This window comes from Enterococcus sp. AZ048, from assembly GCF_051715125.1.
Classification (GTDB): Bacteria; Bacillota; Bacilli; order Lactobacillales; family Enterococcaceae; genus Enterococcus_A; species Enterococcus_A gilvus.
On the sequence record NZ_JBIOTD010000001.1, the window covers coordinates 1,517,432 to 1,542,596 of the forward strand.

Here is a 25,165-nt window from a genome sequence, read left to right on the forward strand (position 1 = left end):
ACTAAAATTGATTCGTAAAACTGACAATTAAAATGCTACGATTTCTTTTACTTTTGCTTCAATATCTGCTGCGTTCGGCAACCAGATACCTTCTGCTTGTCCAAATGGGAAAATCGTATCTGGAGCAGAAACACGTCCGATTGGCGCTTCCAATGAAAGAATCGCACGTTCAGAAATTTCTGAGATTACTTGTGCAGAGACACCTGCTTGTTTTTGTGCTTCTTGGACAACGACTACACGTCCTGTTTTTTCAACAGATTTGATGATCGTATCTACATCAAGCGGCGCTACAGTACGTAGGTCAATAATTTCTGCATTGATGTTTTCTTTTGCTAAGTTGTCTGCTGCTTTGATCGCTTCACGGACCATCGCACCATAGGTAATGATCGAAACATCCGAGCCTTCTTTTGTAACGGCAGCTTTATCCAATGGTACTTCGTAAATTCCTTCTGGTACTTCTTCACGGAATGAACGGTACAATTTCATGTGTTCTAAGAATACAACTGGGTCATTGTTGCGAATTGATGCAATCAACAAACCTTTTGCATCGTAAGGATTTGAAGGAATCACCACGCGTAAGCCTGGAGATTGAGCCATCAAGCCTTCTAAGTTGTCTGAGTGAAGTTCTGGTGTATGAACACCACCACCAAACGGTGCGCGGATCGTTACTGGTAAATTCCGTGTATTTCCCATACGGTAACGTGTACGAGCCATTTGTCCGACGATCTCATCCATCGCTTCAAAGACGAATCCAAAGAATTGGATTTCTGGAACTGGACGGAAGCCTTGTAAAGCAAGTCCGAAAGCCAAACCGCCGATACCGGATTCAGCCAACGGTGTATCGAACACTTGATCTTCGCCGAATTTTTCTTGAAGACCTTCAGTTGCACGGAATACTCCGCCATTTTTACCAACGTCTTCACCGAAAATTAAAACTTCTTTGTCTTTTTCAAGCATCAGAGCTAAGGCATCTGTGATTGCTTGGATCATTGTTTTTTGTGCCATGATTATTTCGACTCCTTCGCTTCATAGAATTCAACTTGTTCTTTAATGTTTTGAGGTTGTACTTCATACATATTTTTCAAGAAATCAGAAACCTTTTGTTTCGGTACACGGTCAGCATCTGTGATCGCTTGTTTGATTTCTTCTTTTGTCGCTTCGATAACTTTTTCTTCTTGTTCTTCTGACCATAAACCTTTTTCAGTTAAATATTTACGGAAGCGAACCAATGGGTCTTTCTTTGTCCATTCGTCATCCATTTCTTTTGAACGGTAACGTGTTGGATCGTCTCCAGACAAAGTATGTGGACCATAACGGTACGTCAATGTCTCGATCAATACTGGACCATTGCCGTTTGCTGCCCATTCACGTGCTTTCTTAGATACATAATAAACAGCCAATGGGTCCATTCCATCCACTTGGATACCAGGAATTCCGGCTGCAACTGCTTTTTGAGCCAATGTATTCGCAGCAGTTTGTTTTTCACGAGGTGTTGAGATCGCGAAGCCATTGTTTTGAATGTAGAATACAGCGTTTGCATGATAGGCCCCTGCAAAGTTAATTGCTTCATAGAAATCACCTTGTGAAGAACCGCCATCACCTGTATATGTGAAAACAACATTTTTACTATCGCGCTTTTTCAATCCTAATGCGACACCGGCAGCTTGTACATATTGAGCTCCGATGATGATTTGTGGTGGTAATGCTTGCAATTCAGCAGGATAGTTGTTCCCGGCAACGTGACCACGAGACCATAAGAAGGCTTCTGCTAGCGGCAGACCATGTTTGATCAATTGAGGCACATCACGATACCCTGGTAATAAAACATCCTCTTTTTCAAATGCGAAGTGACTCGCTAATTGGCTGGCTTCTTGTCCAGCGGTTGGAGCGAAAAATCCTAAACGCCCTTGACGGTTCAATGCCGTTGAACGTTGGTCCAAAACACGCGACCAAACCATTGAAGTCATTAATTCAACAAGTTCGTCATCCGACAAGTCAGGAACTAGATTCTCATTCACAATCTTTCCGTCTTCATCTAGCGCTTGGTACACGGGGAAATCCGCGTTTACATCTTTTAGTAAGGCTTCAAAATCAATCGTTAACTTTTTTTCTGCCATGGTGTCACACTTTCCTCTCTTAAGTAAATTCAGTCTTGTTATCAGTGCAACAGCAAGTCAATCTGTATTATTGCTATTGCCCCTTCTTCTCTAAATTAGCATTTTTATAGTCAAATGACAACAAACTTGCTCACTGGTTTTGAACGAATTGAAGCGTTTCACCTTTTAGCCATGTGAAAGACCATTCAGCCTGTTTAAAGCGGATTTTCTTCTTATAATTTTCAAATAAAGTTGGATACTCCAAAAGAACAGCAATTCTTGGTCGATCAGTCGATACTTCCTGTCTGAAAAGTCAAAAAAAGACTCAAGGATCGCTCCTCAAGTCTTTGGGATTGTTGCCTTTTTTCACAATAAAAGAAACAGAATAGCAACACAGGCTATTCTGTTATAGTTCAGATCCATTCTTTAGCAAGTTTGATATAAAGAACTTTTCCTAATTGCGTGGCTAGCATATAAACGATCACGATTCCGACATACCAGAACCAATAACTAGTTGGCAAATGTACAAAATCAAATTGTTCAGCGATCGGGGTTAATACGACAAGTATTCCTACAACTACTGCCATCAGTAAGCTAATGAACACTTGTGGCGCTGGCCGACTTTGGATAAATGGAATTTTTCTCGTCCGAACCATCAAAACGACCAATGCTTGTGTCGTTAACCCGATCATGAACCATCCTGTTTGGAACAGGTTCTGTGTCCCGACTGTATTGGCACCAAAAACAAACCACATAACTAAAAACGTAATGATGTCAAAAACGGAACTGATCGGACCGATACACACAGTAAATTTCAGGAGACCTTTTGTTTCCCACTTCGTTGGTACTTGCAATTCTTCCTCGTCCACATTATCCCAAGGAATCGTCAATTGCGCGAAATCATAGATTAAATTTTGCAATAGCAATTGGATCGACAGCATAGGCAAGAATGGCAAGAAGGCACTTGCGATCAGAATAGAGAACACATTCCCGAAGTTCGAGCTGATCGTGATCTTGATGTATTTCATCATATTACTGAAGACACGGCGGCCTTCAATGACACCATTCTCAAGAACACCCAAACTTTTTTCTAGTAAAATGATCGAGCTGGCATCTTTTGTAATATCCGCCGCTGTATCTACTGAGATCCCTACATCCGCTTTTCTTAAAGCGGGAGCATCATTGATTCCATCTCCCATAAAGCCCACAGTATGACCTTTACTTTGCAACGATTCAATGATCCGAGACTTTTGCATAGGATTTAGTTTCGCAAATAAATTGATTTTTTCTGCGGCTTGATATAATTCATCTTCCGACATGTCGTCTATTTGGTTTCCTAATAGGTAATCATCTGCTGAGATCCCTACATCCTGACAAACCTTTTGCGCGACGATCGCGTTGTCTCCAGTCAAGACTTTCACCACTACCCCATGCTGATGAAGGGATTTGATGGCTGGTTTTGCTGAAGCCTTCGCTGGGTCCAGAAATCCCATGAAGCCGATCAAGATCATGTCTTTTTCATCTTCAGTAGAATAGATAGCTTCATCATGTGCGTCACGACGAACAGCCACAGTGATGACCCGCATTCCTTGACGGTTCATCTTTTCATTCACCGTTTGCAATTGGTGGCGAATCTCAGAAGTAAGCTCCAAAATCTCTCCATTAATTTCTACATATTTACAAATCTCCGCCATCTCTTCCACGGCACCCTTAGTGATCATTAATTGATGATCATCTGTTTTCATGACAACCGTTAAACGACGGCGCGAAAAGTCAAAGGGAATTTCATCGATCTTTTGAACCGCTTGATACGGCAATTGACGGTCTTGTTCTTCAAAATAATTAATAACAGCGATATCCATCAGATTTTTCCAACCTGTTTGATAGGTGGAATTCATGAATGCTAAATCTAAGACTTGTTCATTTTCATTTCCCAATGGATCAAGATGCTCTACAAGAACCACGCGATCCTCAGTGATCGTCCCTGTCTTATCTGTACAGAGAACATCCATGCTTCCTAAATTTTGAATAGAGGCTAATTCTTTTACGATCACTTTGTGTTTCGAAAGTGTCAAAGCACCCTTAGCCAAGTTAGAGCTGACGATCATTGGCAGCATTTCAGGAGTCAAACCGACAGCTACGGCAATCGCGAAGAAGAAGGCGCTGCTCCAATCCCCTTTTGTTAAACCGTTGATCAAGAAAACAAGCGGGAATAAAACCATGACCATCCGTAACAACAGCTTGCTGACCTTAGCTAACCCAATATCAAAGGACGTTTTTCCACGCTTTGAGGTCGCGTTTCTGGCAATATCTCCAAAAAATGTTTGTTGTCCGGTTTTTAAAATAATTGCTTTCCCTTGACCACTCAACACATCTGTTCCCATAAATACCAGATTCGTTAAGTCCAATGCCGTTGTTTCTTCTGTTACTTCGTTTTCTTCTGCAAGGTATTTTTCAACGGGCATTGATTCTCCCGTTAACGATGATTGGTTGACGAAAAGGTCTTTCGTCCAAATCAACACGGCATCTGCTGGGATCATGTCGCCAGTCGCTAACGTCAAAATGTCACCAGGTACGATTTCATCCATCGGAATTTCTTTTGTTTCTCCGTTCCGCGTGATTGCTGCGGTGTTTTCAATCATTTCTTTTAATTCGATACTCGCTTTTTGCGAACGGTATTCTTGAATAAAGGTTATCAAGACGCTGGCCAAGATCATGATCGTCATTACAACTGCGGCTTCTAGGTCATTCGTCAGTAAAGAAACAATTGCTAATAGCGCCAGTACGTAGACAAATGGATCATTAAAGGATTGAAGGAATAATAACATGCCAGGCGTCGGCTTTTGTGAGGAAACCTCATTTGGACCGTATTCTTCCAAACGACTTTTCGCATCTTCTTCGGATAAGCCCTGTAAAGATGTTCGCAAGTTTAGAAAAAGGTCACGGTCAGGTAAAATTGCTAGTTTTTTTAATTCTTGATCTTTATTGATTTTGCGAGCAAGAAGGTTTTTTTTGTTCATCATAATGGTTCCTCCTAAAATTCAGGACAATCGAAGTAGTCCTATCGTATTTGCTTTTCGGTCGACTATCCTCATGATCCATCTTCCTCACATCCTTTCGATCTTATATTTTTGTCTAAGTGAAACGTATAGAGATTCAACATTTTGACTAGCTGCCGCAGCCATGTCCATGTGCGCAATAATTGTTCATCCATTACAAATGCTTCTATAGTAAGACTGCGTGAAGGATTTTATTCTTTCACTGAAATTAACGCGCTCTATGATACGTGGTTGAACTCGCTGCTTGCTCACATTTATGGATCGTATTTTTCGAAGAGCGAAAAATACGTTTATTTTCGTACGCATACGATTCTACTAACGCGCTGAAGTTTGTGGTCGAACTCGCTGCTTGCTCATATTTATGGATCGTATTTTTCAAAGAGCAGAAAAATACGTTTATCTTCGTACGCTTATCATTTTTCTAACCTGCTAACGCAGGAAGAAAAACTGACAAAAAGCGCGTGCTCGAAAATGAGCACGCGCGAAAAATCATTCATGTTCATCGTCGAGCTTTAGCACTATAGGGCGTAGACAAAAGTTGTCAGCTACGTTATGAATCACCTTCACGATGATCCCTGTTCTACCCATTGGCGTCTCTCGACATTTTTGGGCAGTAGCCTGTGTCCATATAGGAGCCTCACCTAACAATTATTCTTATTTACATTCTCACTATAGGGTACTTAAAACGAAGTGTCAAATATTTGGCTGAAAAAACTTGTTCATTTTCAGAAATTCATCTACTTTTTTATTAGGTGCAGCACCAAAATAGTCGGCGAATTTTTTACTCCAACGTTTTGTTTCGCGAGCTTCCGCGAATTTCTCCATCGTATCATCATAGGTTTCGATCAATCCATAGTCGTATTCTTGGTAAGTGTCATAATGGACAACTGCCTCTTCCGGTAAACGTGGTTTGATTCTCATCTCTACATTTGGCTTTCCGATACTTAGTCCAGCCACAGGCATCACGTAATCAGGCAAGTTTAACAGTCTACTGACTTCTGAAATATCTTTTCGGATGGAGCCGACAACAACAGATCCCAATCCCAAGGCTTCTGTTGCGATCACGGCATTTTCTAATGCCAATGCTGTATCAGTGACCGCCGTTATCAATGGGTCTAAGCCGGAATCAATAGGATAATCGGTGCCATAATGGCGCGCAACTTTCTCCGTGCGTTTTAAATCTGCTACAAAAACTAAAAAGGCCGAACTGTGGAGCATATGAGGATTTCCGGGATTCATCGCTACCAGTTGTTTTCTTATTTCTTGATCTCTAATTACGACAATGCTATACATTTGACCGTTCATCCAACTAGGCGCTTGTCGACTTGCGTTTAGGATTTTGTGCAGTTCCTCCTCTGATAATTGATACGTTTCATCAAAGCTTCGATAGGTCCGGTGCTGATTTAAAATCTCCAATGCTTCCATTTAACTCCTCCTTAATTCTCTTGAAATACGTTTTAACTGATCAAAAAACTGTTTCTGTGTTTTTTTCGTCAGCCGAGTATAATTCACCCTCATTGCCATTGTATCATTACTAAAAAGGAATGCGGGGGCTATCGCTATTTTTTCTCTTAGAAAAATCTCCCAATCTTTTCTCGTCAAACGCTGATGTTTCCAGGTCAAATACACATAGATGCCGCCATCGATTTTTGATATTGCCCAATCGTCTGCGATCTGATCCGATGCCGCAGCGAAGTCATGAGCCTTTTGCTTCAAGGTTGTCACGAGCGCTTCCTGATTTTTTTCAAAGTGCGCGTCTGTTAATGCTGTATGAGCAATTACTTGGGGGAAAATACTGATCGAAAAATCCATCATTTGTTTTGCCTCGGACAACCGTTGAATCAGATCTTGATCAGCAACGACCCAGCCAATTTTGATGGACGAACCCAACAATTTAGAGAGTGAACCCAAGTGGATGACTTGATGCGGTGCTAGCTCCTTTAAAGACGGCGGCAGATCGATAAAGTTCATTTCGCTAAACACTTCGTCTTCCACGATCGGTATCTGATAGTTATGACTAAGTGCAATCAATTCTTTTCGTCGATTTTCTGACATGGTCGTCCCAGTCGGATTTTGAAAGGTTGGGTTCAGAATAATCAATTTTATTTTCTTAGTCAGGATGAGCTGCTCCAGCTTATCGATACGCATCCCTTCTTGATCCATCTCTACGCCATACAATTTAACACCGGCACTTGCGAAGATCGGCAGTGAGTATAAAAAAGAAGGGTCCTCAATCGCCACGCTATCACCACTTTGTAACATCACCTGCAGCAATAAGAACATCGCTTGTTGTGCGCCAGAAGTAATCAAGACTTGATTTGCCGAAACGTCGATTTTTTGTTCTAGTTTAATTCGCTGACAAATAATCTGCTGCAACGGCCGGTAGCCAAGAGGGCTTTGTTTTTGCTCCTCTAACAGTAACTCTTCCCACGTGTATGAGGGAAATCGAAAATCAGGGATCAAATTGAGGGGCAGATCTCCTGAGTAAAGATCAATTGCCTCAGGATCAGACAATAAGGGCTGGATTTTATCTAGAAAAGACTCTTTAGGGTGCGATTCCTGCGTGAATAGTCGGCGCCAATCGACCCGGGGAGTCGTACTGCGTCCCCAATTTCCTTCATTCACCACTGTCCCACTGCCTTGCCGACGCAAGATCCAGCCAAGACTGACCAGCTCATCCAGTGCGTGAACGACGGTTGACCGATTCACTTGGTAATGTTCTGCCAGCTTCCGTTCTGCCGGTAATTTATCGCCTGGTTTCAAGGTTCCCTCTTGGATATACGTAATAATTTGTTCAATGATTTGTTGATAAATCGGCGTAGACTTATTTTCTGCTAGTTCCCACATGGTCATCCCCCGTTTATAATTGGATGATTTAACATTAATCCAATTCTATTTTCATGTCAATTGCACAAAGAAAAAGACTCCTGCCAACCAAACGACAGGAGTCTTTTTAAAATCTTTTAAATGGTATCGCCATTAAAAATCGAATTTTTAACGACAACATAATCTACTTTTTGCAAGGCTTCTAAGTCATTGCCACCAGCATAGGAGATAGAGGATTGCAAGTCCTGCTGCATTTCTACTAAAGTGTCTTTTAAAGAACCTTTATAAGGTATCCAAATTTTCTTGCCTTCCACGTTTTTCTTTTCGCCTTTTTGGAATTCAGAAGCACTACCGAAGTATTCTTTGTATACAACGCCTTCCTCCACCATTGTTTCCCCAGGAGATTCCTCGTGTCCAGCAAATAGAGAACCAATCATGATCATCGTTGCACCAAAGCGAATAGATTTCGCAATATCGCCATGTGTACGAATCCCGCCATCTGCGATAATTGGTTTCCGCGCTGCTTTAGCACACCAGCTTAACGCAGCTAACTGCCATCCGCCCGTACCAAAGCCTGTTTTAATTTTAGTAATACATACTTTTCCCGGTCCAATTCCTAGTTTTGTCGCATCGGCTCCGGCATTTTCCAATTCACGTACAGCTTCTGGCGTGCCGACATTTCCAGCGATAACGAAGGTTTCCGGCAAGTATGTTTTTATGTGTTTGATCATATTGATGACCGCATCTGAATGACCATGAGCAATATCGATCGTGATAAAATCAGGGTTCAACTTCTCTTCAGCTAACTGTTTTACAAAATCATATTCGTAGCCTTTGACGCCGACACTGATTGATGTAAACAACCCGCGCGCTTGCATTTTTTTAATGAAAGGAATTCGCTCCTCTTCATAAAAACGATGCATAATATAGAAATACCCATTTTCTGCCAAAAATTCAGCAATCGTTTCATCGATGATCGTTTGCATATTGGCTGGTACAACAGGCATTTTAAAACTGAATTTCCCTAGTTTAACAGTCGTGTCACATTCTGATCGGCTGTTCACAATACATTTGTTGGGGATCAACTGAATATCTTCATAATCAAATACTTTCATAAATGGCCTCCAATGGATAACTTAGCTATCTCGTTTTATTCTCGTCATTTTTTTACTTATGAAAAATGACCGTGTTCTCGTCGCGCGAAGCTTTACACAAAACAAACGTTACAACTGTCAGTCGATGCATACATGCCCTCTTAACAGTACCTGATACGTGTAAATCGCGAACAATAAAAAAACATAGGGCAGTATCGCCCTATGTAATTTACAACATATCCGGTTAAAAAGCAAGCTGATTTTAAATTTTATCGCAAAAAACACGAACATTACCTTTTATACTAAAGCACTTCTTAATTTTTTCGCTTGTAGACTGATTAAAAAGATAACATCTTCCATTTCTTCTTCGTTTGTCACATTCATTTCGATTTTCTGCGTGTTTTTTGACACGTCTTCAAATTTTTCCTTAAACTCCTTCGACATCACCTTTACCATCGGAGTCAAATAGCTTATACCAAAGTCTGGGAAGGGAGTGCTCACGGAGAAATAGTTTTCATGGATCTTGATTTGACAAAGTAGACCGTTGTATTGCTCGATCACTAATTGCCAGCCTGATTTTTTTTGGAATATGTATGTGATTTTCGGATCATAATGTCTCATGATCTGAGCTAATAAGATTTTTAGATATTGGGAATTTGGCAATCCTGATAAGATCGTCTGGAGTTCTCTCTTTTCATCATCAGCCTTGGATCGTTTTCTTTCCATAGTCCTCGCCTCTTTCAATACGCTGTGGAACGAAAAATAATTCTAACTAATGCAATGGTTGTATGAGTTAAATTCTTTTTATTTTTCTTCAATTTCATATATTCTTTTAACGTTTTTTTCATATTCAGTTTACCATTTTTAATGAAAACTGTCATTTTTTTAATCCGGTTACTCCTATAACCAAAAAAAAAGACCCGTCGGCCTTTTTTAATTATTTTGATTTATCACCAATATCCCGGCGATAAAAATAGTTTTTGGTAGTAGCTTCATCCAACGCTTGGTATACTTTCTTTTGCGCTGCTTCAATCGTGTCGGCTTCTGCTTCTACTAAGAGTACTCGTCCGCCTGAAGCCACGGTTGCCTCATTCTTTTCAGCGACTCCTGCATAATAGACGGTCACTTGGTCATTGAAGGTTGGTATGTCCATCCCTTTTTTATAGTCATTCGGATAGCCTTCTGCCGCCAATACGACGCCCACTGACGCTCGTTCGCTCCAAGTCAGCTCTGGCTTACGATTGTTCAGCAAATCATCAATGATCTGTGCAAGATCACTTGTCAGTCGAGGAAGGACAACCTGTGTTTCAGGATCACCAAAGCGAGCATTGAATTCAATGACTTTTGGCCCTTTTTCTGTCGCGATCAGTCCAGCATATAAGATTCCTGTAAAGGGCGTATCGTTTTTGATCATTCCTAAAGCGGCTGGCTTGACTATTTTTTCTAACGCAGACGTTACCATCTCTGAAGAAATTTGCGGGACTGGTGAATAGGCCCCCATCCCACCAGTATTTGGACCTTGATCGCCGTCATAAGCACGTTTGTGGTCCTGAGCGATGACCATTGGATAGACTTCTTCGTCCTTTACAAATGCGAGTAGTGAAAATTCTTCCCCCGCTAAAAATTCTTCCACCACGACTTTGTCACCACTCTCACCGAAGCGATGATCCGTCATCATTTCTTTCAATGCTTGCAGCGCATCGTCTAAGGTGAGTGCAACAGTAACGCCTTTGCCCGCTGCCAACCCATCCGCTTTAATGACGATGGGTGCGCCTTTTTCTCTGACATACGCGCACGCTGCCTCATAGTCAGTAAAGGCTTCATACTCCGCTGTCGGGATTTGATTGTTCACCATGAGTTTTTTCGCGAATTCCTTGGAACCCTCGATCATTGCGGCTGCTTTATTCGGACCAAATATTTTTAATCCAGCTTTTTGGAAATCATCCACGATCCCATTTAATAGCGGAATCTCAGGTCCTACAAAGGTCCAAGCGATGCCCTGTTCTTTTGCAAATGCGATCAGCGCTTCGTGATCATCTTCTGCAATATCGACGCGCTGAATCCCGTCCTTTTTCATGCCAGGATTGCCCTTTGCACAAAAGACATCTGTTACCTGCGGACTTTCCAGCATTTTTTTCGCAATCGCATGTTCACGTCCGCCGCTGCCAATAATTAATACCTTCATTGAATCCTCCTCAAATTAATGTTTGAAATGACGAACGCCCGTGAAGACCATCGCTACGCCATATTTATTAGCCATCGCGATTGAATCCTTGTCACGAATACTTCCACCCGGCTGAACGATCGCCTTGATTCCATGCTGTGCCGCGTATTCTACACTGTCATCCATTGGGAAATAAGCATCACTCGCTAAAACTGCCCCTTCCATCCGGCCTTTTGCCTCTTCAAGAGCAATTTTTACGGAGCCTACTCGATTCATTTGACCTGCACCAACGCCGACGGTTTGATGAGCGTTTGCGACAACGATCGCATTCGATTTTACATGCTTCACGGCTTTCCAAGCAAATGCCAATGCCTTCAGCTCTTCGTCTGTTGGTTTCCGATCTGTGGCTACTTCCCATTCTTCTGGAATTTCTGTCACAACATCTTGCTCTTGAACAAGCAAGCCGCCTAGAACAGACACCACTTCTTGCTGATCGCTGTTCGTGTTGCTGAAATCCAACGTCATTAAACGCAGGTTTTTCTTGCTTGATAATACGTCAAAGGCTTCCTTGCTGAAGCTTGGAGCAATAATGATTTCTAAAAATAGCTTGTGCATTTCTTCTGCTGTTTCTACGTCGATTTCACGATTCGCGACTAAGATACCGCCAAAGATAGAAGTAGGGTCTGCCTCATATGCAAATTGATACGCCTCTGCAATCGTTCGGCCGCTACCGATCCCACATGGATTCATATGCTTCAGTGCCACTACAGTAGGGTCGGAAAATTCTCTGGCAATACGAATAGCCGCATCGGCATCCTTAATATTATTGTAGGACAATTCTTTCCCGTGTAATTGTTCCGCACTGGCAATCGAATAAGGAACCGGTCGGGCATTTTGATAAAAAGCAGCCGTTTGATGACTATTTTCCCCATACCGCAGCGTTTGCTTCAGCTCATAGGTCAACGTCATTTTTTCTGGTTCCAGCTCTTCTACACGATTCGTTAAGTATTCTGCGATTAAGGCATCGTAGGCCGCAGTGTGACGGAAAACTTTCGCCGCTAAACGTTTCCGCGTTTCTAACGTAGTCACCTGATTGCTTTGCATTTCCGCTAACACAAGTGAATAATCTTCTGGATCAACAACGACCGTTACCGATGCGAAGTTTTTCGCAGCGGAACGAAGCATGCTTGGCCCGCCGATATCAATGTTCTCAATCGCTTCTGCTTCCGTGACGTCTGCTTTAGAGATCGTTTCTTTAAATGGATAGAGATTTACGCAAACAAAATCAATCGGCAGAATATCCTGCGCCTGCATTGCCTCTAAATGACTTGCTAGATCGCGGCGGCCTAATAACCCACCATGGATTTTTGGATGCAGCGTCTTCACGCGGCCGTCCATCATTTCTGGAAAACCAGTAACTTCGTCAATACTCAAGGTCGATAGTCCGGCATTGTCTAGTACTTTTTTAGTCCCGCCAGTAGAAATAATCTCAATCCCTGCGTCAATCAATCCTTTAGTAAATTCTACAATTCCGGTTTTATCTGAAACACTAATCAATGCTCTTGTCATTATGATTCTCCTTATTCATAGTAATGAATTCATTTTGTTTGTGAACGATTAAATACGTGTATCGAATACCAAGCAATTAAGCATTGGACTTTTCAATTGAAAAGTTTTTCTCGCTTTTTCTTTACATTTGTAAAGTTTTAGAGCGATTCGCTTAGTATGTGTAAACTTCTCAGTTGTCAGATTCTTTTACAATTTCTGCTAAAATCTGAGGGTAAAGCTGGTGTTCAACTGCATGGATCTTCGTTTCTAAATCACTCAAGCTGTCTGTTTCAGCGACAGATACTTTTCCTTGAGCAATGATCGGTCCTGTGTCCACGCCGCGATCGACATAGTGAATCGTCACGCCTGTTTCCTTTACCCCTGCCTCATAGGCATCTCTGATCCCGTGTAAACCTGGAAAATCAGGGAGCAGGGCTGGATGGATATTGACGATCCGATTCGGAAATGCTGTTAACAAGTCTTCGCCGATAATGCGCATATACCCCGCTAATACGACCAATTCAACCTCGTAAGCCTTCAATTCCTTTAACAGGGCTGCCTCGTAACTTTTCTTATCAGGAAACTCTTTCAACTCGAAGCTCTCACAAGGAATCGAAAATTTCTTACCTCGTTCTAACACATAGGCATCGCGATGATCAGAAAACAACAAAACCAACTCGGCCGGGATTTCTTTATCTTTGACGGCCTGAGCGATCACTTCAAAATTCGACCCATTTCCTGAAGCTAAAACGGCTATTCTCATATTTTTTTCCCTTTGAAAAGAATCGCTGCTTCCTCTTTTTTCGTCACTTTGCCGATTAGAAAGAAGGCTTCGTTTCGTTCAGTGAGATCTGCTTTGACAGCGTCTAATTTTTCTGGAGAAACAGCCAAGACCATTCCAATGCCCATATTGAAAATTTCGTACATTTCCATTTCAGGAATTTTTCCATACTTTGCCAGCGCGTCAAAGATCGGTAAAACAGGCCACGCATCTAAGTGGATCTCGCAAGCCAATGCGTCCGGCAGCATTCTTGGTAAATTTTCTACAAAGCCGCCACCCGTCACATGGGCGATCCCATTCACTAATTTCTTTTTGATCAGAGGCATTACTGCGTCAACATAAATCTTTGTTGGTTTCAAAATTTCATCGCTGAGAGTGCCAGAAAGCTCCGGCAGCTTCTCGTCGTATGAAAAATGATTCGTTTCAAAGAAAATTTTCCGAACTAAGGAGTAGCCATTTGAATGAATTCCTGAAGAAGGCAAACCAACTAAGATGTCGCCCTCCGAAATTTTCTCGCCGGTGATCATTTGGCTTTTCTCAGCGATTCCCACTGTAAACCCTGCAAGATCATAATCGTCTTCACCATACATTCCCGGCATCTCAGCAGTTTCTCCACCGATCAAGGCTGCTCCTGCTTGCACACAGCCTTCCGCAACACCAGCAACCACTTGTTCCAATCGCGCAGGTACATTTTTTCCTGTTGCGATGTAATCTAGAAAGTATAGCGGTTCTGCTCCTTGTGCTACGATATCGTTCACACACATAGCGACACAATCGATCCCGATCGTATCATGTTTGTCCGCCTGAATCGCTACCATCAATTTTGTTCCGACCCCGTCTGTTCCTGAGACTAGAACAGGCTCTTTTACATCGAATTGGCTCAAGTCAAAACAGCCGCCAAATCCGCCGATGGCACCCATGACGCCTAATCTTTCGGTCCTTTTCACATGCTTTTTGATACGCTCCACTACTTCATAACCGGCCTCAACATCTACACCAGCTCTGGAATATGCATTTCCCACTCGTTTCGCCCCTTATTCGTTTTAGTTGGTTCATTTAGAAAAACAGAAAATTTATAGACCCTTTACCGCATCTATCATGCGCCTGGCCCTTCGATATCAGCCGCTTTAGACAAACGAAGTCTTTTCCTTCAGTGTTGCTTGGTAATGTGCCTCATAATCGTATAACGGTGTCGGATAGTCTCCGTTAAAATAGGCCATGCACAACCCTGAATAGGGTGCGTCAAAATGTAACCCAATAGCGTTGATCAGTCCTTCTTCACTTAAAAAAGAAAGAGAATCTGCACCGATCAGTTCGCGAATTTCTTCAATTGAATGATTGGCCGCAATCAGTTCTTTGCGGGTTTGTATGTCAATCCCGTAAAAACAAGGATAGCGCAAAGGAGGCGAAGCAATGCGCACGTGAACTTCCTTCGCACCTGCTTCTTTTAATAAGTTTACGATGCGGCGGCTCGTTGTCCCGCGGACGATCGAGTCATCCACCATAATAACTCGTTTCCCCTCAACGACACCTCGGACAGCTGAAAGCTTCATCCGCACCCCTTGCTCCCGCAATTCTTGAGTTGGCTGGATAAACGTTCTGGCGACATATTGATTTTTTACTAACCCCATTTCATAAGGGATGCCTGACTCTTCTGCGTAGCCGCTTGCCGCTGATAAGGATGAATTTGGGACACCCACCACCATATCTGCATCAATGCCGTCTTCCTGTGACAAAATGCGCCCCATGTTTTTGCGCGCACTGTGAACGTTCACGCCAGCAATGTTTGAATCGGGACGGGCAAAATAAATATATTCCATTGAACAAATGGCGTGTTGTGTCTCTTTCGTAAAGTGTTCGACTTTTAGGCCTTCATCGTTGATCGTGATGATCTCGCCTGGATTCACATCTTGAATAAACGTGGCCCCAACGACTTCCAGCGCACACGTTTCCGATGCTACGACATACGCGCCATTGACCATTTGTCCAATAGACAACGGGCGAAAGCCGTTAGGGTCAAGTGCCGCCACCATCGATTCTTCTGTCAGCATCAGGTAAGCGAAGCCGCCCTTGACCGTGTTCAGGGCCTCCTTCATTCGTTCACACAACGTTTCCTTTTGACTGCGGCGAATCAAGTGCATCAAAATTTCAGTATCAGAGTTTGAATGGAAGATAGCTCCATCAATTTCCAATTCCTTTCGCAAACTTTTTGCATTGGTCAAATTTCCATTATGAGCTAACGCAAAATCCCCATCATAGAAATTGAATAAAAAAGGCTGGATATTATCGACACTGCTGTTTCCTGCCGTCGCATAGCGCACATGACCAATCGCTGCTTGCCCTGTTAACTGGTTTAACTGGCGCTCATCTTTAAAGACTTCAGACAACAATCCTAGACCACGAGTACTCATTAATTTGCCGCTGTCATTACTAACGATTCCAGCACCTTCTTGACCACGGTGCTGCAAACTATGCAAGCCAAAATAAGTGACGCGTGCAGCATCTGGGTGACCCCAGATGCCGAAAACGCCACACTCTTCATTTAAACTTTTTACTTCATTAGACATGGAATGGCTTCCTCCCATAATTTTTCAGCTTCCTCTGTAGCGACTGTGATCTCACCGCCCACAGCGCTCATGCATAAGTTCCCGGAATTCGTCACCTTGCCGACCTTCAAAGCTTTCTTCCCTGCTAAAGCCTCAAAGTCCGCTTGCTTCTCTGGATTTACCGATAGAACAAAACGAGATTGAGTTTCTGCAAAAAGAGTTTCGATAGGCATATCTACAGTAATCTCAACACCTAAATGATTCGTGAATGCTGACTCAGCGATGGCTACTGCCAATCCGCCCTCTGCGCAGTCATGAGCACTTTCAATGAGACCCGCTTTGATCGCAGCAAGAACGAAGTCTTGATTTGCTTTTTCGACAGCGAGATCAAAGTCCATCAATTTTCCTTCAATTTTTCCTGTTTGCATTTTTTGAATTTCAGTTCCATTGAAATCGGCCTTTGTTTCGCCAATAATATAGATCAAGTCGTCCGCATTCTTGAACTCCTGAGTCGTAATGTGAGCTAAGTCCTCGATCAAGCCCACCATACCAATCATTGGTGTTGGGTAAATCGCTTTCCCGTTCGTCTCATTGTACATAGACACATTTCCTGAAATAACTGGTGTATTCAATGTACGACAAGCCGCTGAAATACCGTCTGCCGAAGTCCACAATTCCCAGAAGCCTTCTGGTTTTTCTGGAGAACCGTAATTTAAACAGTCTGTGATCGCCAGAGGCTGTCCGCCAGAAGCAATAATATTACGTGCCGCTTCTGCAACTGCGATTTGACCGCCTACTTCAGGGTTCAAATACAAGTACCGGGCATTACAGTCAGTCGTCATCGCCAAGGCTTTATTTGTTCCACGAACCCGTAAAACAGCGGCGTCACTCCCGGGTCTGACAACCGTATTTGTTCGAACCTGAGAATCATAGGTCTCATAGATCATTCTCTTTGAAGCAATCGTCGGCTGCTGCAATAACGCCAATAATGTTTCTGTCCCATCGGAAACCTCTGGTTTAAAATCAGCCATCGCTGCGAATTCTTGGATACGTGCGGGTTCGCGTTTTTCATTTTCATACACAGGCGCATCTTCAGCCAATGCATCAACGGGCAAATTCGCGACTTCCTCTCCGTGATGATACAAGCTGTACATCCCGTCATCCGTTACCTCACCGATAGTCACTGCATCCAACTCATAGCGTTTGAACAATGCCACAACTTCCTCTTCGTGTCCTTGTTCCACACAAATCAGCATCCGCTCCTGTGATTCCGAAAGCATCATTTCGTAAGGGGTCATCTGTGTTTCTCGCTGCGGGACATCATCCAAATACAGTTTTAACCCAGAGCCGGCTTTTGAAGCCATCTCTGAACTGGAAGAAACCAAGCCGGCCGCTCCCATGTCTTGGATTCCGACCAAAATATCCGAATGCTCTAAGATCAATTCCAAGCATGCCTCTAATAAAAGTTTTTCCATGAAGGGATCGCCAACTTGAACGGCTGAACGCTGTTGTTCTTCCCCTTCAACAAATTCTTCAGAAGCAAACGTTGCGCCATGAATACCATCTCGACCCGTTTTAGCCCCAACGTACATGATCGAATTGCCAACGCCCTTTGCTTGGCCTTTTTGGATATCTTTATGGTCGATCAAGCCCACACACATCGCATTGACTAATGGATTCCCCTCATAACAAGCATCGAATGCCACTTCTCCGCCGACAGTCGGAATACCGATACAATTTCCATAACCACTGATTCCTGCAACGATTTCTTCTAATAAATACTTCGTACGTGCGGTAGTTAACTCACCGAAACGCAATGAATCTAAAATAGCGATCGGACGGGCACCCATACTGAAAATGTCGCGAATGATCCCGCCAACACCTGTTGCTGCCCCCTCATATGGTTCGACTGCGGAAGGATGATTGTGGCTTTCTGCTTTAAAAACAACCGCTTGTCCATCACCAATATCTACGATCCCAGCACCTTCTCCGGGTCCTTGCAACACTTGCGCCCCCTCTGTTGGGAACTTGCGTAATACAGGCTTCGAATTTTTATACGAACAATGCTCGCTCCACATAACTGAAAATAAGCCCGTTTCTGTATAATTTGGAAGGCGGCCAAGGATGTCCTCGGAAATCAGGCGATATTCCTCATCAGTCAACCCCCATCCAGCATAAATGCGCTGATCTTTGATCTCTTGAGCTGTAGGTTCAACTTTCATCATTAGTTTGCAGTCACCTTTCCAAAATTAGTTAGTATTGAAGCGAAGAATTTCTTTCCGTCATCAGAACCCAGTAATGTCTCCATTGCTCGTTCTGGATGCGGCATCATCCCTAAGACATTTCCTGCCTTGTTCGTGATCCCTGCGATATTTGCGACACTTCCGTTGATGTTTTCACCTTCATAAGTGAAGACGATTTGATCGTTCGCCTTTAGCTCAGCCAAAGTTTCTTCATCGCAATAATAGCTTCCTTCACCGTGGGCAACAGGAATTTGGATCGTTTCATTCGCTTCATATTCAGAAGTAAATTTTGTTTGGTTATTCACAACAGTGAGTGGTGTGATCTTGCTGATAAATTTCAAGGAATCATTGCGACGCAGCGCACCAGGTAAAAGACCAGCTTCTGTCAAGATCTGAAACCCATTACAGGTCCCAAAAACAGGCTTTCCTTCTTCAGCAAACCGAATAACCTCCGACATGATCGACGCAAACCGAGCGATTGCACCGCAGCGTAAGTAGTCTCCATAAGAGAATCCGCCTGGAAGCAATACGCCATCAAACCCTTCTAGACTGTCGGAATCATATCGAACATACTCGCAATCTGCTCCCATGATTTCCTTCATTGCCCAGTACATATCCAAATCACAATTTGAACCGGGAAATACAATGACTGCAAATTTCATGCTACACTTCCTCCGCTGTCAAAATTTCGTAGCGATACGTCTCCATGTTTACGTTGGCTAATAATTTGTCACAAACTTCTTCAATCATTTCTTCTACAGGGCGGTCATTTTTCGCCACTTTGATTTCAAAATATTTCCCGATACGTACTTCTTCGATCTCATCATAGCCTAAACGATGAACCGCACCCTTTACTGCTTCTCCTTGGGGGTCTAACACAGAATCCTTATACGTAACATAAACTTTCACAAAATACATTCTTATTCTCCTCGCTTTTCTAATCTATTTAGTACTTCTTGGTATACCGGGATAATATCTCCTAAGTCACGACGATAAATATCTTTGTCTAAATGTTCCTTCGTTTTCTTGTCCCATAAACGGCAAGTATCCGGAGAAACTTCATCTGCTAGTAAAATCGACCCATCTTTCTGACGACCAAACTCTAATTTAAAGTCAATCAGCGTAATATCCATCGAGTCAAATAGCGCCGTCAATGCTTCGTCGACTTCTAAAGCCATTTTTCTCAACTGGGCAATCTCATCCGTCGTTGCAAGTTGCAGGAATTCAATATGGTCCTCAATGATCATTGGATCGTCCAGCGCATCGTTTTTATAATAAAATTCTACGATGGGTCTATTCAGTGGGGTTCCCTCTGGTATCGCCAATCGTTTTGAAAAACTTCCCGCTGCAACATTCCTTACCACTACTTCCAATGGAATGATCTCGACCGTCTGAATCAATTGTTCCTTCTCCGACAGTAGTTCGATAAAGTGATTGTTGATTCCTTTACTTTTTAAAAAATTAAAAATTTGAGCAGTGATTTGGTTATTAAGTTCGCCTTTACCGCTAATTTGATCTTTTTTTGCACCGTTTAAAGCAGTTGCCTGATTGAGGTATTCGACCCAAACAATCGCTGGATCGTCTGTTTTAAATAATTTTTTTGCTTTGCCTTCATACAATAAAGTCGTTTTTTCCACGTTCGTGCGCCCCTTTTTTCTGAACATTATGAAACATAATGTTTAAATCGTTCGTTTATCAACTTCATCTTTAGTGTAACAACTGCCCCTCACTTTTTCAACGATTTATCGGATATTATAACCATAAAAACTGTATAACGTTCGTGTTTTAGTTGATCCTATCACTTGGAATTATCTTAACCACTAAGAGATAACGTTTACATTTTAAGCAAATGATGCTATATTAAACTCGAATGAATTAGATGGAGGAATCGCTTATGCTAGACGCGGGTGCAGCAGCTCATACATTTCTTAATTCAATGGAAGAAACAGAAAAACAACAATTGCTTAATGTCTTATTGGGACTAGATACTACACACAATCTCAATCAAGGAACCAGTTTTTACTCATACCGAAATTTAAAAAAAATGTTGCATCCAAAGCAATCTCAAGCGATGCAATGTTTAAATTTCTCTAATCAAGCACAAGATACCTTAGTGATCAAACAATTTAAGGATCATTCGTTTTTGAAGAATTCTTATCGGATCGAGATTCTATTAAACACCCATTCTTATGAGTATCAGTTGGTGGATTGCTTATTACAGGAACTTCATGAAAGTTGTTTCGTAGATGTTTACTCTTATGCGTGAAACAAAAAATCTCTTGCCCTTCGGCAAGAGATTTTTTTTATTTAAGACCTACACGTTCAAATACGCTATCGACATTTTTCAAATGATAATTATAGTCAAATGCATCGTCTAAATCAGATTCGGACAATACCTTCGTGATTTTCTCATCTTCCTCAAGCAACGGACGGAATTGCACTTGATGATCCCATGCGTAAGCTGTTTTCGGCTGCACTAGATCATAGGCTTCTTCTCGAGTCATTCCTTTATCGATCAATTTCAATAGCACGCGTTGGCTATAAATCAACCCGAATGTCGCCTGCATGTTGCGCTTCATATTTTCTGGGAACACGGTCAGATTTTTAACGATCGTGCCAAAGCGATGCAGCATATAATCCACAAGAATCGTTGTATCTGGAGTAATGATCCGTTCTGCTGATGAATGTGAAATATCTCGTTCATGCCATAAAGCCACGTCTTCAAAGGCAGTGATCAGGTGACCTCTTACAACACGGGCCAACCCAGTCATGTTTTCAGAACCAATCGGATTGCGCTTGTGAGGCATAGCAGAAGAACCTTTTTGTCCTTTTGCGAAAAATTCCTCCACTTCACGGGTTTCAGATTTTTGCAGACCACGAATTTCTGTCGCAAAGCGCTCAATTGACGTAGCGATCAAAGCTAAGCTTGAAAAGTATTCCGCGTGTAAATCTCTAGGCAATACCTGAGTCGATACTTCTTGCGGACGAATACCTAATTTTTCACAGACATATTCTTCAACAAAAGGCGGGATGTTCGCGAATGTTCCTACAGCCCCTGAGATTTTCCCAGCTTCTACCCCTTTAGCCGCATGCTCAAAGCGCTCGATATTGCGTTTCATCTCTGAATACCACGTCGCTAATTTCAGACCAAACGTAGTTGGCTCGGCATGAACACCGTGGGTCCGTCCCATCATTACTGTGTTCTTGTTCTCTTTCGCTTTTTCGCCGACAATAGTCAAAAAGTCTTGCAAATCTTGGCGTAAAATATCATTGGCTTGTTTATACAAGTACCCATACGCCGTATCCACGACATCGGTGCTGGTCAATCCATAATGAACCCATTTCCGTTCTTCGCCCAATGTTTCCGAAACGGCACGTGTGAAGGCAACGACATCATGTTTTGTCGATTGCTCGATCTCTAAGATACGATCAATGTCGAACCCCGCGTTTGCGCGAATCTTTTCAACATCTTCTTTCGGGATCTCACCAAGCTCTGCCCATGCCTCGTCGGCTAAGATTTCAACTTCCAGCCATGCTTTATAGCGATTTTCGTCACTCCAGATATTTCCCATTTCAGCTCTTGTATAGCGATCTATCATTGTATTCTCCCTTTTAACATACTTGTTATTTCGATACTTTTTTTACGTAACGTTCGTAATCCTTTTACAACTGGTTTAATCCCACGTTTCCGTTTTCTTGATATCGTCTAGTGTTCGTTGGATGCTTTCAGTCAAGATAGTGACATGCCCCATTTTACGACCCTTTTTCGGCATGGCTTTACCATAATAATGAAAGTGCCAGTCTGGCCATAGATCGATCAATTCATAGGTTTTCAAGAGATTCTCGCCTAAGACATTGACCATTACAGCGTTTGATAATAATTTTGGTTCGCTTAAAGGCCACCCACAGATCCCGCGAATATGCGCATCGAATTGGCTCATGGTACAAGCTTCAATCGTGTAGTGTCCTGAATTGTGTGGACGAGGGGCGATTTCATTTACATACAACGCGCCTGCTTTGGTCAAGAAAAACTCCACACAAAGCGTTCCTACAAGATCTACCCCACGAGCGATTACTTTCGCGATCCGGCTCGCCTCTTTTGCAACGGCTGCATCGATCCCAGCCGGTGCGATCGTTTCATGGAGAACATTGTTTCGATGGACATTTTCAACTACTGGAAATGTGACGTAATCGCCAATATTATTTCCTGCTACCTGGACAGACAATTCTTTTTCAAAAGGAATCCACGCTTCCAAGACGCAGGTTCCTTGACGTAAAAGGTTCATTGAAGGAGCCAAATCGGCCGTACTTTTTAAGACATATTGTCCATGGCCGTCGTATCCTCCGCGCGTCGTTTTTAGGACACAAGGATAGCCGATCCCTTCGATGGCATCTTGAATATCTGTCGGACTAATAATTGTTGCATACGGTGCGATAACGATATTGTTGTTTTCCAAGAAGGATTTTTCCATTAAACGATCTTGGCTGATCGCTAACAAATCTGTCCCTTGAGGAATGTTTGCGTAATGTTGAATATGGTTGATCGTATCCACATCCACATTCTCAAATTCATACGTAATTACCTGTGATCTGCGGGCCATTTCTTCCAATGCCATCTGATCATCATAATCGGCCACAATGTGCCAATCGGATACTTGCGCAGCCGGACAATCCTCCGTCGGATCGATCACTCCTGTGCGAAAGCCCATTTCCTTTGCGCTGATAGCCATCATTCGGCCTAATTGTCCTCCGCCTACGATACCAATCGTAGAGCCTGGTTTTAACGATTTAACCAAGTTGCTCACTACTTTCCAATACAGTTTCTGTCATTTGCTGACGTTTTTTTTCTAAACGATCAGCTACTTTTTTATCATACATTGAAAGCATCTGAGCCGCAAGTAGTCCTGCGTTTGTTGCACCAGCTTTTCCGATCGCTGTGGTAGCCACGGGGACGCCTCCAGGCATTTGAACAATAGACAATAAGGAATCCAATCCGTTCAACGCCTTCGATTGAACCGGCACACCGATCACTGGCAAGGTTGTTTTTGCAGCGACCATTCCTGGCAAGTGAGCGGCGCCCCCTGCTCCAGCAATAATCACCTTGATGCCGCGTTCTCGTGCCTTTTCCGCAAAGTCGAACATTAAGTCGGGTGTGCGATGCGCTGAAACAACACGCTGCTCATAAGAGATCTCCAATTCATCTAAGCTGTCACACGCGTGCTTCATTGTTTCCCAATCTGAGGTACTCCCCATAATAACTGCAATTTCCGGCTTCATAAATTGCTCCCTTCTAGTCACTAACTACCTGCTCCGAGCTGTTTACTTCAAGTTCTGTCATTCACTTTTCCTGACAGATCAAAATAAGAGACTCGATGAGCAATTGTTCTTTTATTATTCACGTTTATTCTAGCAAGTCCAATGTATGAAGTCAAAAGACAATTCGAATATTAATAGAGTTTTTTAATATATTGTTCGTGTTTTTATCGGATAAAATAAAACACAGCCGAAGCTGTGTTTTATTCAGTCGTTTTTCTCTCTTTTGTAGCCATGAAAGAGCAAATTCAAAACAATGGCAGATACGCTGCTCATCACGATGCCGTTCCCAGTAAACATTTGAACTGTTTCAGGGAGTTTTGAAAACAGCATTGGCATAGCGTTGAAGCCTAAGCCGAATCCAATGGAGATGGCGATGATCAAGAGATTTTTTTCATCATTATAATTGACCTTCGACAGCATTTTCATTCCTTGAACAGCTACCATACCGAACATGACCAGCATGCCCCCGCCTAAAACAGGCTCAGGGATGATTTGAGCTAATGCCCCGACTTTCGGGAATAGTCCCAAGATAATTAAAAAGATGGCGGAGAAATAAATGGGACGTCGTGTTTTGATGCCAGACAATTGAACCAATCCCACATTTTGTGAAAAGCCTGTATACGGGAAGGTATTGAATAACCCACCTAAAATGACAGCCAATCCTTCAGCACGATAGCCGCGTTTCAAATCGTCTTCTTTTACTTCTCTCCCGACGATATCTCCTAATGCAAAGTACACCCCAGTTGATTCAACCATGCTTACGATTGAAATAATAATCATTAATAAAATAGAAAATGGCTCAAATTTGGGTGTGCCAAAATAAAAAGGTTGCGGAACATGGAACATCGGCGCATGTCCGATAGCTGTCAGGTCCACTTGACCTAACAGCGCAGCTAAAACACTGCCTCCGACTAATCCCACCAATACAGCGATCGAACGGATAAATCCGCGACCAAAGACTTGCACGGCTAAAATCAATAGGATCGTTACAAATGCCAAAATCAAGTTTGTCGGATCGCCAAAACTTTTCGCCGCAGCATCGCCGCCGCCCATTTTAGTGATTGCTACGGGAATCAATGTTAGCCCGATCGTCGTAATGACCGTACCCGTCACGATTGGCGGAAATAATTTTTCTACCTTTGAAAAGAAACCGGAAATTAGAACAACGAATATCCCTGCGGCGATGATCGATCCGTAAACCGTTCCTACCCCATGTGTTTGACCAATCAGGATCAACGGCGCAACTGCTTGAATCGCACATCCTAAAACAACTGGTAAGCCGATCCCAAAAAACTTGTTGACTGTTAATTGTAAGAGCGTTGCTACGCCACACATAAAAATATCGATCGAAATCAAATACGTCATTTGGGCTTCATTGAATCCCAAACCTGTTCCGATCAAAAGGGGTACTGCGACCGCGCCAGCATACATGGCTAAAAGATGCTGCAAACCTAAAACTGCTGATTTTCCATTTCCTGTTTCACTTGTCACT

21 protein-coding genes and 1 riboswitch are annotated in these 25,165 nt (G+C 42.7%); of the genes, 1 reads left to right on the plus strand and 20 read right to left on the minus strand.

The genetic code is table 11. The features are described 5' to 3' along the window. Nucleotides 1-27 precede the first annotated feature (27 nt). From IGI66_RS07445 to purC, 16 genes are all read right to left on the minus strand, one after another. Entirely contained in the window at nt 28-1,005 is a 978-nt protein-coding gene (locus IGI66_RS07445) for an alpha-ketoacid dehydrogenase subunit beta (RefSeq protein ID WP_010780692.1), read from the minus strand. A gap of 2 nt (nt 1,006-1,007) precedes the next feature. Then, nucleotides 1,008-2,117: a pyruvate dehydrogenase (acetyl-transferring) E1 component subunit alpha gene (pdhA, locus tag IGI66_RS07450; protein ID WP_010780691.1), complete on the minus strand. Its 1,110-nt coding sequence runs from the start codon at nt 2,115-2,117 to the stop codon at nt 1,008-1,010. A gap of 392 nt (nt 2,118-2,509) precedes the next feature. Next, nucleotides 2,510-5,116 carry a magnesium-translocating P-type ATPase gene (mgtA, locus tag IGI66_RS07455; protein WP_438849283.1) on the minus strand — a complete coding sequence of 869 codons (2,607 nt, stop codon included), beginning with the start codon at nt 5,114-5,116 and terminating at the stop codon, nt 2,510-2,512. A 530-nt stretch (nt 5,117-5,646) separates the two neighbouring features. Further along, nucleotides 5,647-5,811: riboswitch (M-box (ykoK) riboswitch) on the minus strand. A 37-nt stretch (nt 5,812-5,848) separates the two neighbouring features. Further along, nucleotides 5,849-6,580 (minus strand): nitroreductase family protein, encoded by a 732-nt coding sequence (locus IGI66_RS07460; RefSeq protein WP_010780689.1) that lies wholly within the window; start codon nt 6,578-6,580, stop codon nt 5,849-5,851. Further along, complete coding sequence (locus IGI66_RS07465) at nt 6,581-8,002, minus strand: PLP-dependent aminotransferase family protein (RefSeq protein WP_438848304.1); 1,422 nt, start codon at nt 8,000-8,002, stop codon at nt 6,581-6,583. It lies immediately after the preceding gene. Nucleotides 8,003-8,118: 116 nt separating this feature from the next. After that, nucleotides 8,119-9,096: a GMP reductase gene (guaC, locus tag IGI66_RS07470; RefSeq protein WP_086303744.1), complete on the minus strand. Its 978-nt coding sequence runs from the start codon at nt 9,094-9,096 to the stop codon at nt 8,119-8,121. Between the two features lie 276 nt (nt 9,097-9,372). Further along, a complete protein-coding gene (locus IGI66_RS07475) occupies nt 9,373-9,801 on the minus strand; it encodes a DUF3788 family protein (RefSeq protein ID WP_314580739.1) in 429 nt (142 codons plus the stop codon). Between the two features lie 211 nt (nt 9,802-10,012). Continuing rightward, the gene (gene purD / locus IGI66_RS07480; RefSeq protein WP_438848306.1) at nt 10,013-11,260 is read right to left on the minus strand and encodes a phosphoribosylamine--glycine ligase; all 1,248 of its coding nucleotides are present in this window, start codon (nt 11,258-11,260) and stop codon (nt 10,013-10,015) included. Between the two features lie 15 nt (nt 11,261-11,275). Next, nucleotides 11,276-12,808 carry a bifunctional phosphoribosylaminoimidazolecarboxamide formyltransferase/IMP cyclohydrolase gene (purH, locus tag IGI66_RS07485; protein ID WP_438848308.1) on the minus strand — a complete coding sequence of 511 codons (1,533 nt, stop codon included), beginning with the start codon at nt 12,806-12,808 and terminating at the stop codon, nt 11,276-11,278. A 169-nt stretch (nt 12,809-12,977) separates the two neighbouring features. After that, complete coding sequence (purN, locus tag IGI66_RS07490; RefSeq protein ID WP_438848310.1) at nt 12,978-13,550, minus strand: phosphoribosylglycinamide formyltransferase; 573 nt, start codon at nt 13,548-13,550, stop codon at nt 12,978-12,980. After that, on the minus strand, nt 13,547-14,590 hold the full coding sequence (gene purM / locus IGI66_RS07495) for a phosphoribosylformylglycinamidine cyclo-ligase (protein ID WP_438848312.1): 1,044 nt from the start codon (nt 14,588-14,590) through the stop codon (nt 13,547-13,549). Before purM ends, purN begins: the two co-directional genes overlap by 4 nt. Before the next feature lie 105 nt (nt 14,591-14,695). Continuing rightward, nucleotides 14,696-16,135, minus strand: coding sequence for an amidophosphoribosyltransferase (purF, locus tag IGI66_RS07500; protein ID WP_010780680.1), 1,440 nt, complete (start codon nt 16,133-16,135; stop codon nt 14,696-14,698). Continuing rightward, nucleotides 16,120-18,339 carry a phosphoribosylformylglycinamidine synthase subunit PurL gene (gene purL / locus IGI66_RS07505; protein ID WP_438848315.1) on the minus strand — a complete coding sequence of 740 codons (2,220 nt, stop codon included), beginning with the start codon at nt 18,337-18,339 and terminating at the stop codon, nt 16,120-16,122. The genes purF and purL overlap by 16 nt, the downstream gene beginning before the upstream one ends. Then, a complete protein-coding gene (gene purQ, locus IGI66_RS07510) occupies nt 18,339-19,019 on the minus strand; it encodes a phosphoribosylformylglycinamidine synthase subunit PurQ (RefSeq protein WP_301516324.1) in 681 nt (226 codons plus the stop codon). The genes purL and purQ overlap by 1 nt, the downstream gene beginning before the upstream one ends. Before the next feature lies 1 nt (nt 19,020). Continuing rightward, nucleotides 19,021-19,275 carry a phosphoribosylformylglycinamidine synthase subunit PurS gene (purS, locus tag IGI66_RS07515; RefSeq protein WP_010780677.1) on the minus strand — a complete coding sequence of 85 codons (255 nt, stop codon included), beginning with the start codon at nt 19,273-19,275 and terminating at the stop codon, nt 19,021-19,023. 2 nt (nt 19,276-19,277) lie between these two features. After that, on the minus strand, nt 19,278-19,994 hold the full coding sequence (purC, locus tag IGI66_RS07520; protein ID WP_086303737.1) for a phosphoribosylaminoimidazolesuccinocarboxamide synthase: 717 nt from the start codon (nt 19,992-19,994) through the stop codon (nt 19,278-19,280). A 257-nt stretch (nt 19,995-20,251) separates the two neighbouring features. Here purC and IGI66_RS07525 point away from each other — a divergent pair, with 257 nt between their 5' ends. Continuing rightward, the gene (locus IGI66_RS07525; RefSeq protein ID WP_438848317.1) at nt 20,252-20,623 is read left to right on the plus strand and encodes a hypothetical protein; all 372 of its coding nucleotides are present in this window, start codon (nt 20,252-20,254) and stop codon (nt 20,621-20,623) included. Between the two features lie 37 nt (nt 20,624-20,660). Here IGI66_RS07525 and purB read toward each other — a convergent pair whose 3' ends face one another. The 4 genes from purB to IGI66_RS07545 all read right to left on the minus strand — a co-directional run bounded on the left by purB (nt 20,661) and on the right by IGI66_RS07545 (nt 25,164). Further along, the gene (gene purB / locus IGI66_RS07530; RefSeq protein ID WP_086303735.1) at nt 20,661-21,956 is read right to left on the minus strand and encodes an adenylosuccinate lyase; all 1,296 of its coding nucleotides are present in this window, start codon (nt 21,954-21,956) and stop codon (nt 20,661-20,663) included. A gap of 75 nt (nt 21,957-22,031) precedes the next feature. Then, on the minus strand, nt 22,032-23,153 hold the full coding sequence (gene purK / locus IGI66_RS07535; protein WP_174293644.1) for a 5-(carboxyamino)imidazole ribonucleotide synthase: 1,122 nt from the start codon (nt 23,151-23,153) through the stop codon (nt 22,032-22,034). Beyond that, nucleotides 23,146-23,634 carry a 5-(carboxyamino)imidazole ribonucleotide mutase gene (gene purE, locus IGI66_RS07540; RefSeq protein ID WP_438848320.1) on the minus strand — a complete coding sequence of 163 codons (489 nt, stop codon included), beginning with the start codon at nt 23,632-23,634 and terminating at the stop codon, nt 23,146-23,148. Before purE ends, purK begins: the two co-directional genes overlap by 8 nt. A gap of 243 nt (nt 23,635-23,877) precedes the next feature. After that, nucleotides 23,878-25,164: a nucleobase:cation symporter-2 family protein gene (locus IGI66_RS07545; RefSeq protein WP_438848322.1), complete on the minus strand. Its 1,287-nt coding sequence runs from the start codon at nt 25,162-25,164 to the stop codon at nt 23,878-23,880. Between the last annotated feature and the right edge of the window lies 1 nt (nt 25,165).

What these genes read in the sequence shown, in the direction of transcription:
- purL (WP_438848315.1), bottom strand. Translation starts at nt 18,339, where the DNA reads ATGATGAAAGTTGAACCTACAGCTCAAGAGATCAAAGATCAGCGCATT.
- IGI66_RS07475 (WP_314580739.1), bottom strand. Translation starts at nt 9,801, where the DNA reads ATGGAAAGAAAACGATCCAAGGCTGATGATGAAAAGAGAGAACTCCAG.
- purQ (WP_301516324.1), bottom strand. Translation starts at nt 19,019, where the DNA reads ATGAAATTTGCAGTCATTGTATTTCCCGGTTCAAATTGTGATTTGGAT.
- purS (WP_010780677.1), bottom strand. Translation starts at nt 19,275, where the DNA reads ATGTATTTTGTGAAAGTTTATGTTACGTATAAGGATTCTGTGTTAGAC.
- purH (WP_438848308.1), bottom strand. Translation starts at nt 12,808, where the DNA reads ATGACAAGAGCATTGATTAGTGTTTCAGATAAAACCGGAATTGTAGAA.
- IGI66_RS07465 (WP_438848304.1), bottom strand. Translation starts at nt 8,002, where the DNA reads ATGTGGGAACTAGCAGAAAATAAGTCTACGCCGATTTATCAACAAATC.
- guaC (WP_086303744.1), bottom strand. Translation starts at nt 9,096, where the DNA reads ATGAAAGTATTTGATTATGAAGATATTCAGTTGATCCCCAACAAATGT.
- purB (WP_086303735.1), bottom strand. Translation starts at nt 21,956, where the DNA reads ATGATAGATCGCTATACAAGAGCTGAAATGGGAAATATCTGGAGTGAC.
- purD (WP_438848306.1), bottom strand. Translation starts at nt 11,260, where the DNA reads ATGAAGGTATTAATTATTGGCAGCGGCGGACGTGAACATGCGATTGCG.
- IGI66_RS07445 (WP_010780692.1), bottom strand. Translation starts at nt 1,005, where the DNA reads ATGGCACAAAAAACAATGATCCAAGCAATCACAGATGCCTTAGCTCTG.
- purE (WP_438848320.1), bottom strand. Translation starts at nt 23,634, where the DNA reads ATGAAGCCGGAAATTGCAGTTATTATGGGGAGTACCTCAGATTGGGAA.
- purN (WP_438848310.1), bottom strand. Translation starts at nt 13,550, where the DNA reads ATGAGAATAGCCGTTTTAGCTTCAGGAAATGGGTCGAATTTTGAAGTG.
- mgtA (WP_438849283.1), bottom strand. Translation starts at nt 5,116, where the DNA reads ATGAACAAAAAAAACCTTCTTGCTCGCAAAATCAATAAAGATCAAGAA.
- IGI66_RS07460 (WP_010780689.1), bottom strand. Translation starts at nt 6,580, where the DNA reads ATGGAAGCATTGGAGATTTTAAATCAGCACCGGACCTATCGAAGCTTT.
- IGI66_RS07525 (WP_438848317.1), top strand. Translation starts at nt 20,252, where the DNA reads ATGCTAGACGCGGGTGCAGCAGCTCATACATTTCTTAATTCAATGGAA.
- purF (WP_010780680.1), bottom strand. Translation starts at nt 16,135, where the DNA reads ATGTCTAATGAAGTAAAAAGTTTAAATGAAGAGTGTGGCGTTTTCGGC.
- pdhA (WP_010780691.1), bottom strand. Translation starts at nt 2,117, where the DNA reads ATGGCAGAAAAAAAGTTAACGATTGATTTTGAAGCCTTACTAAAAGAT.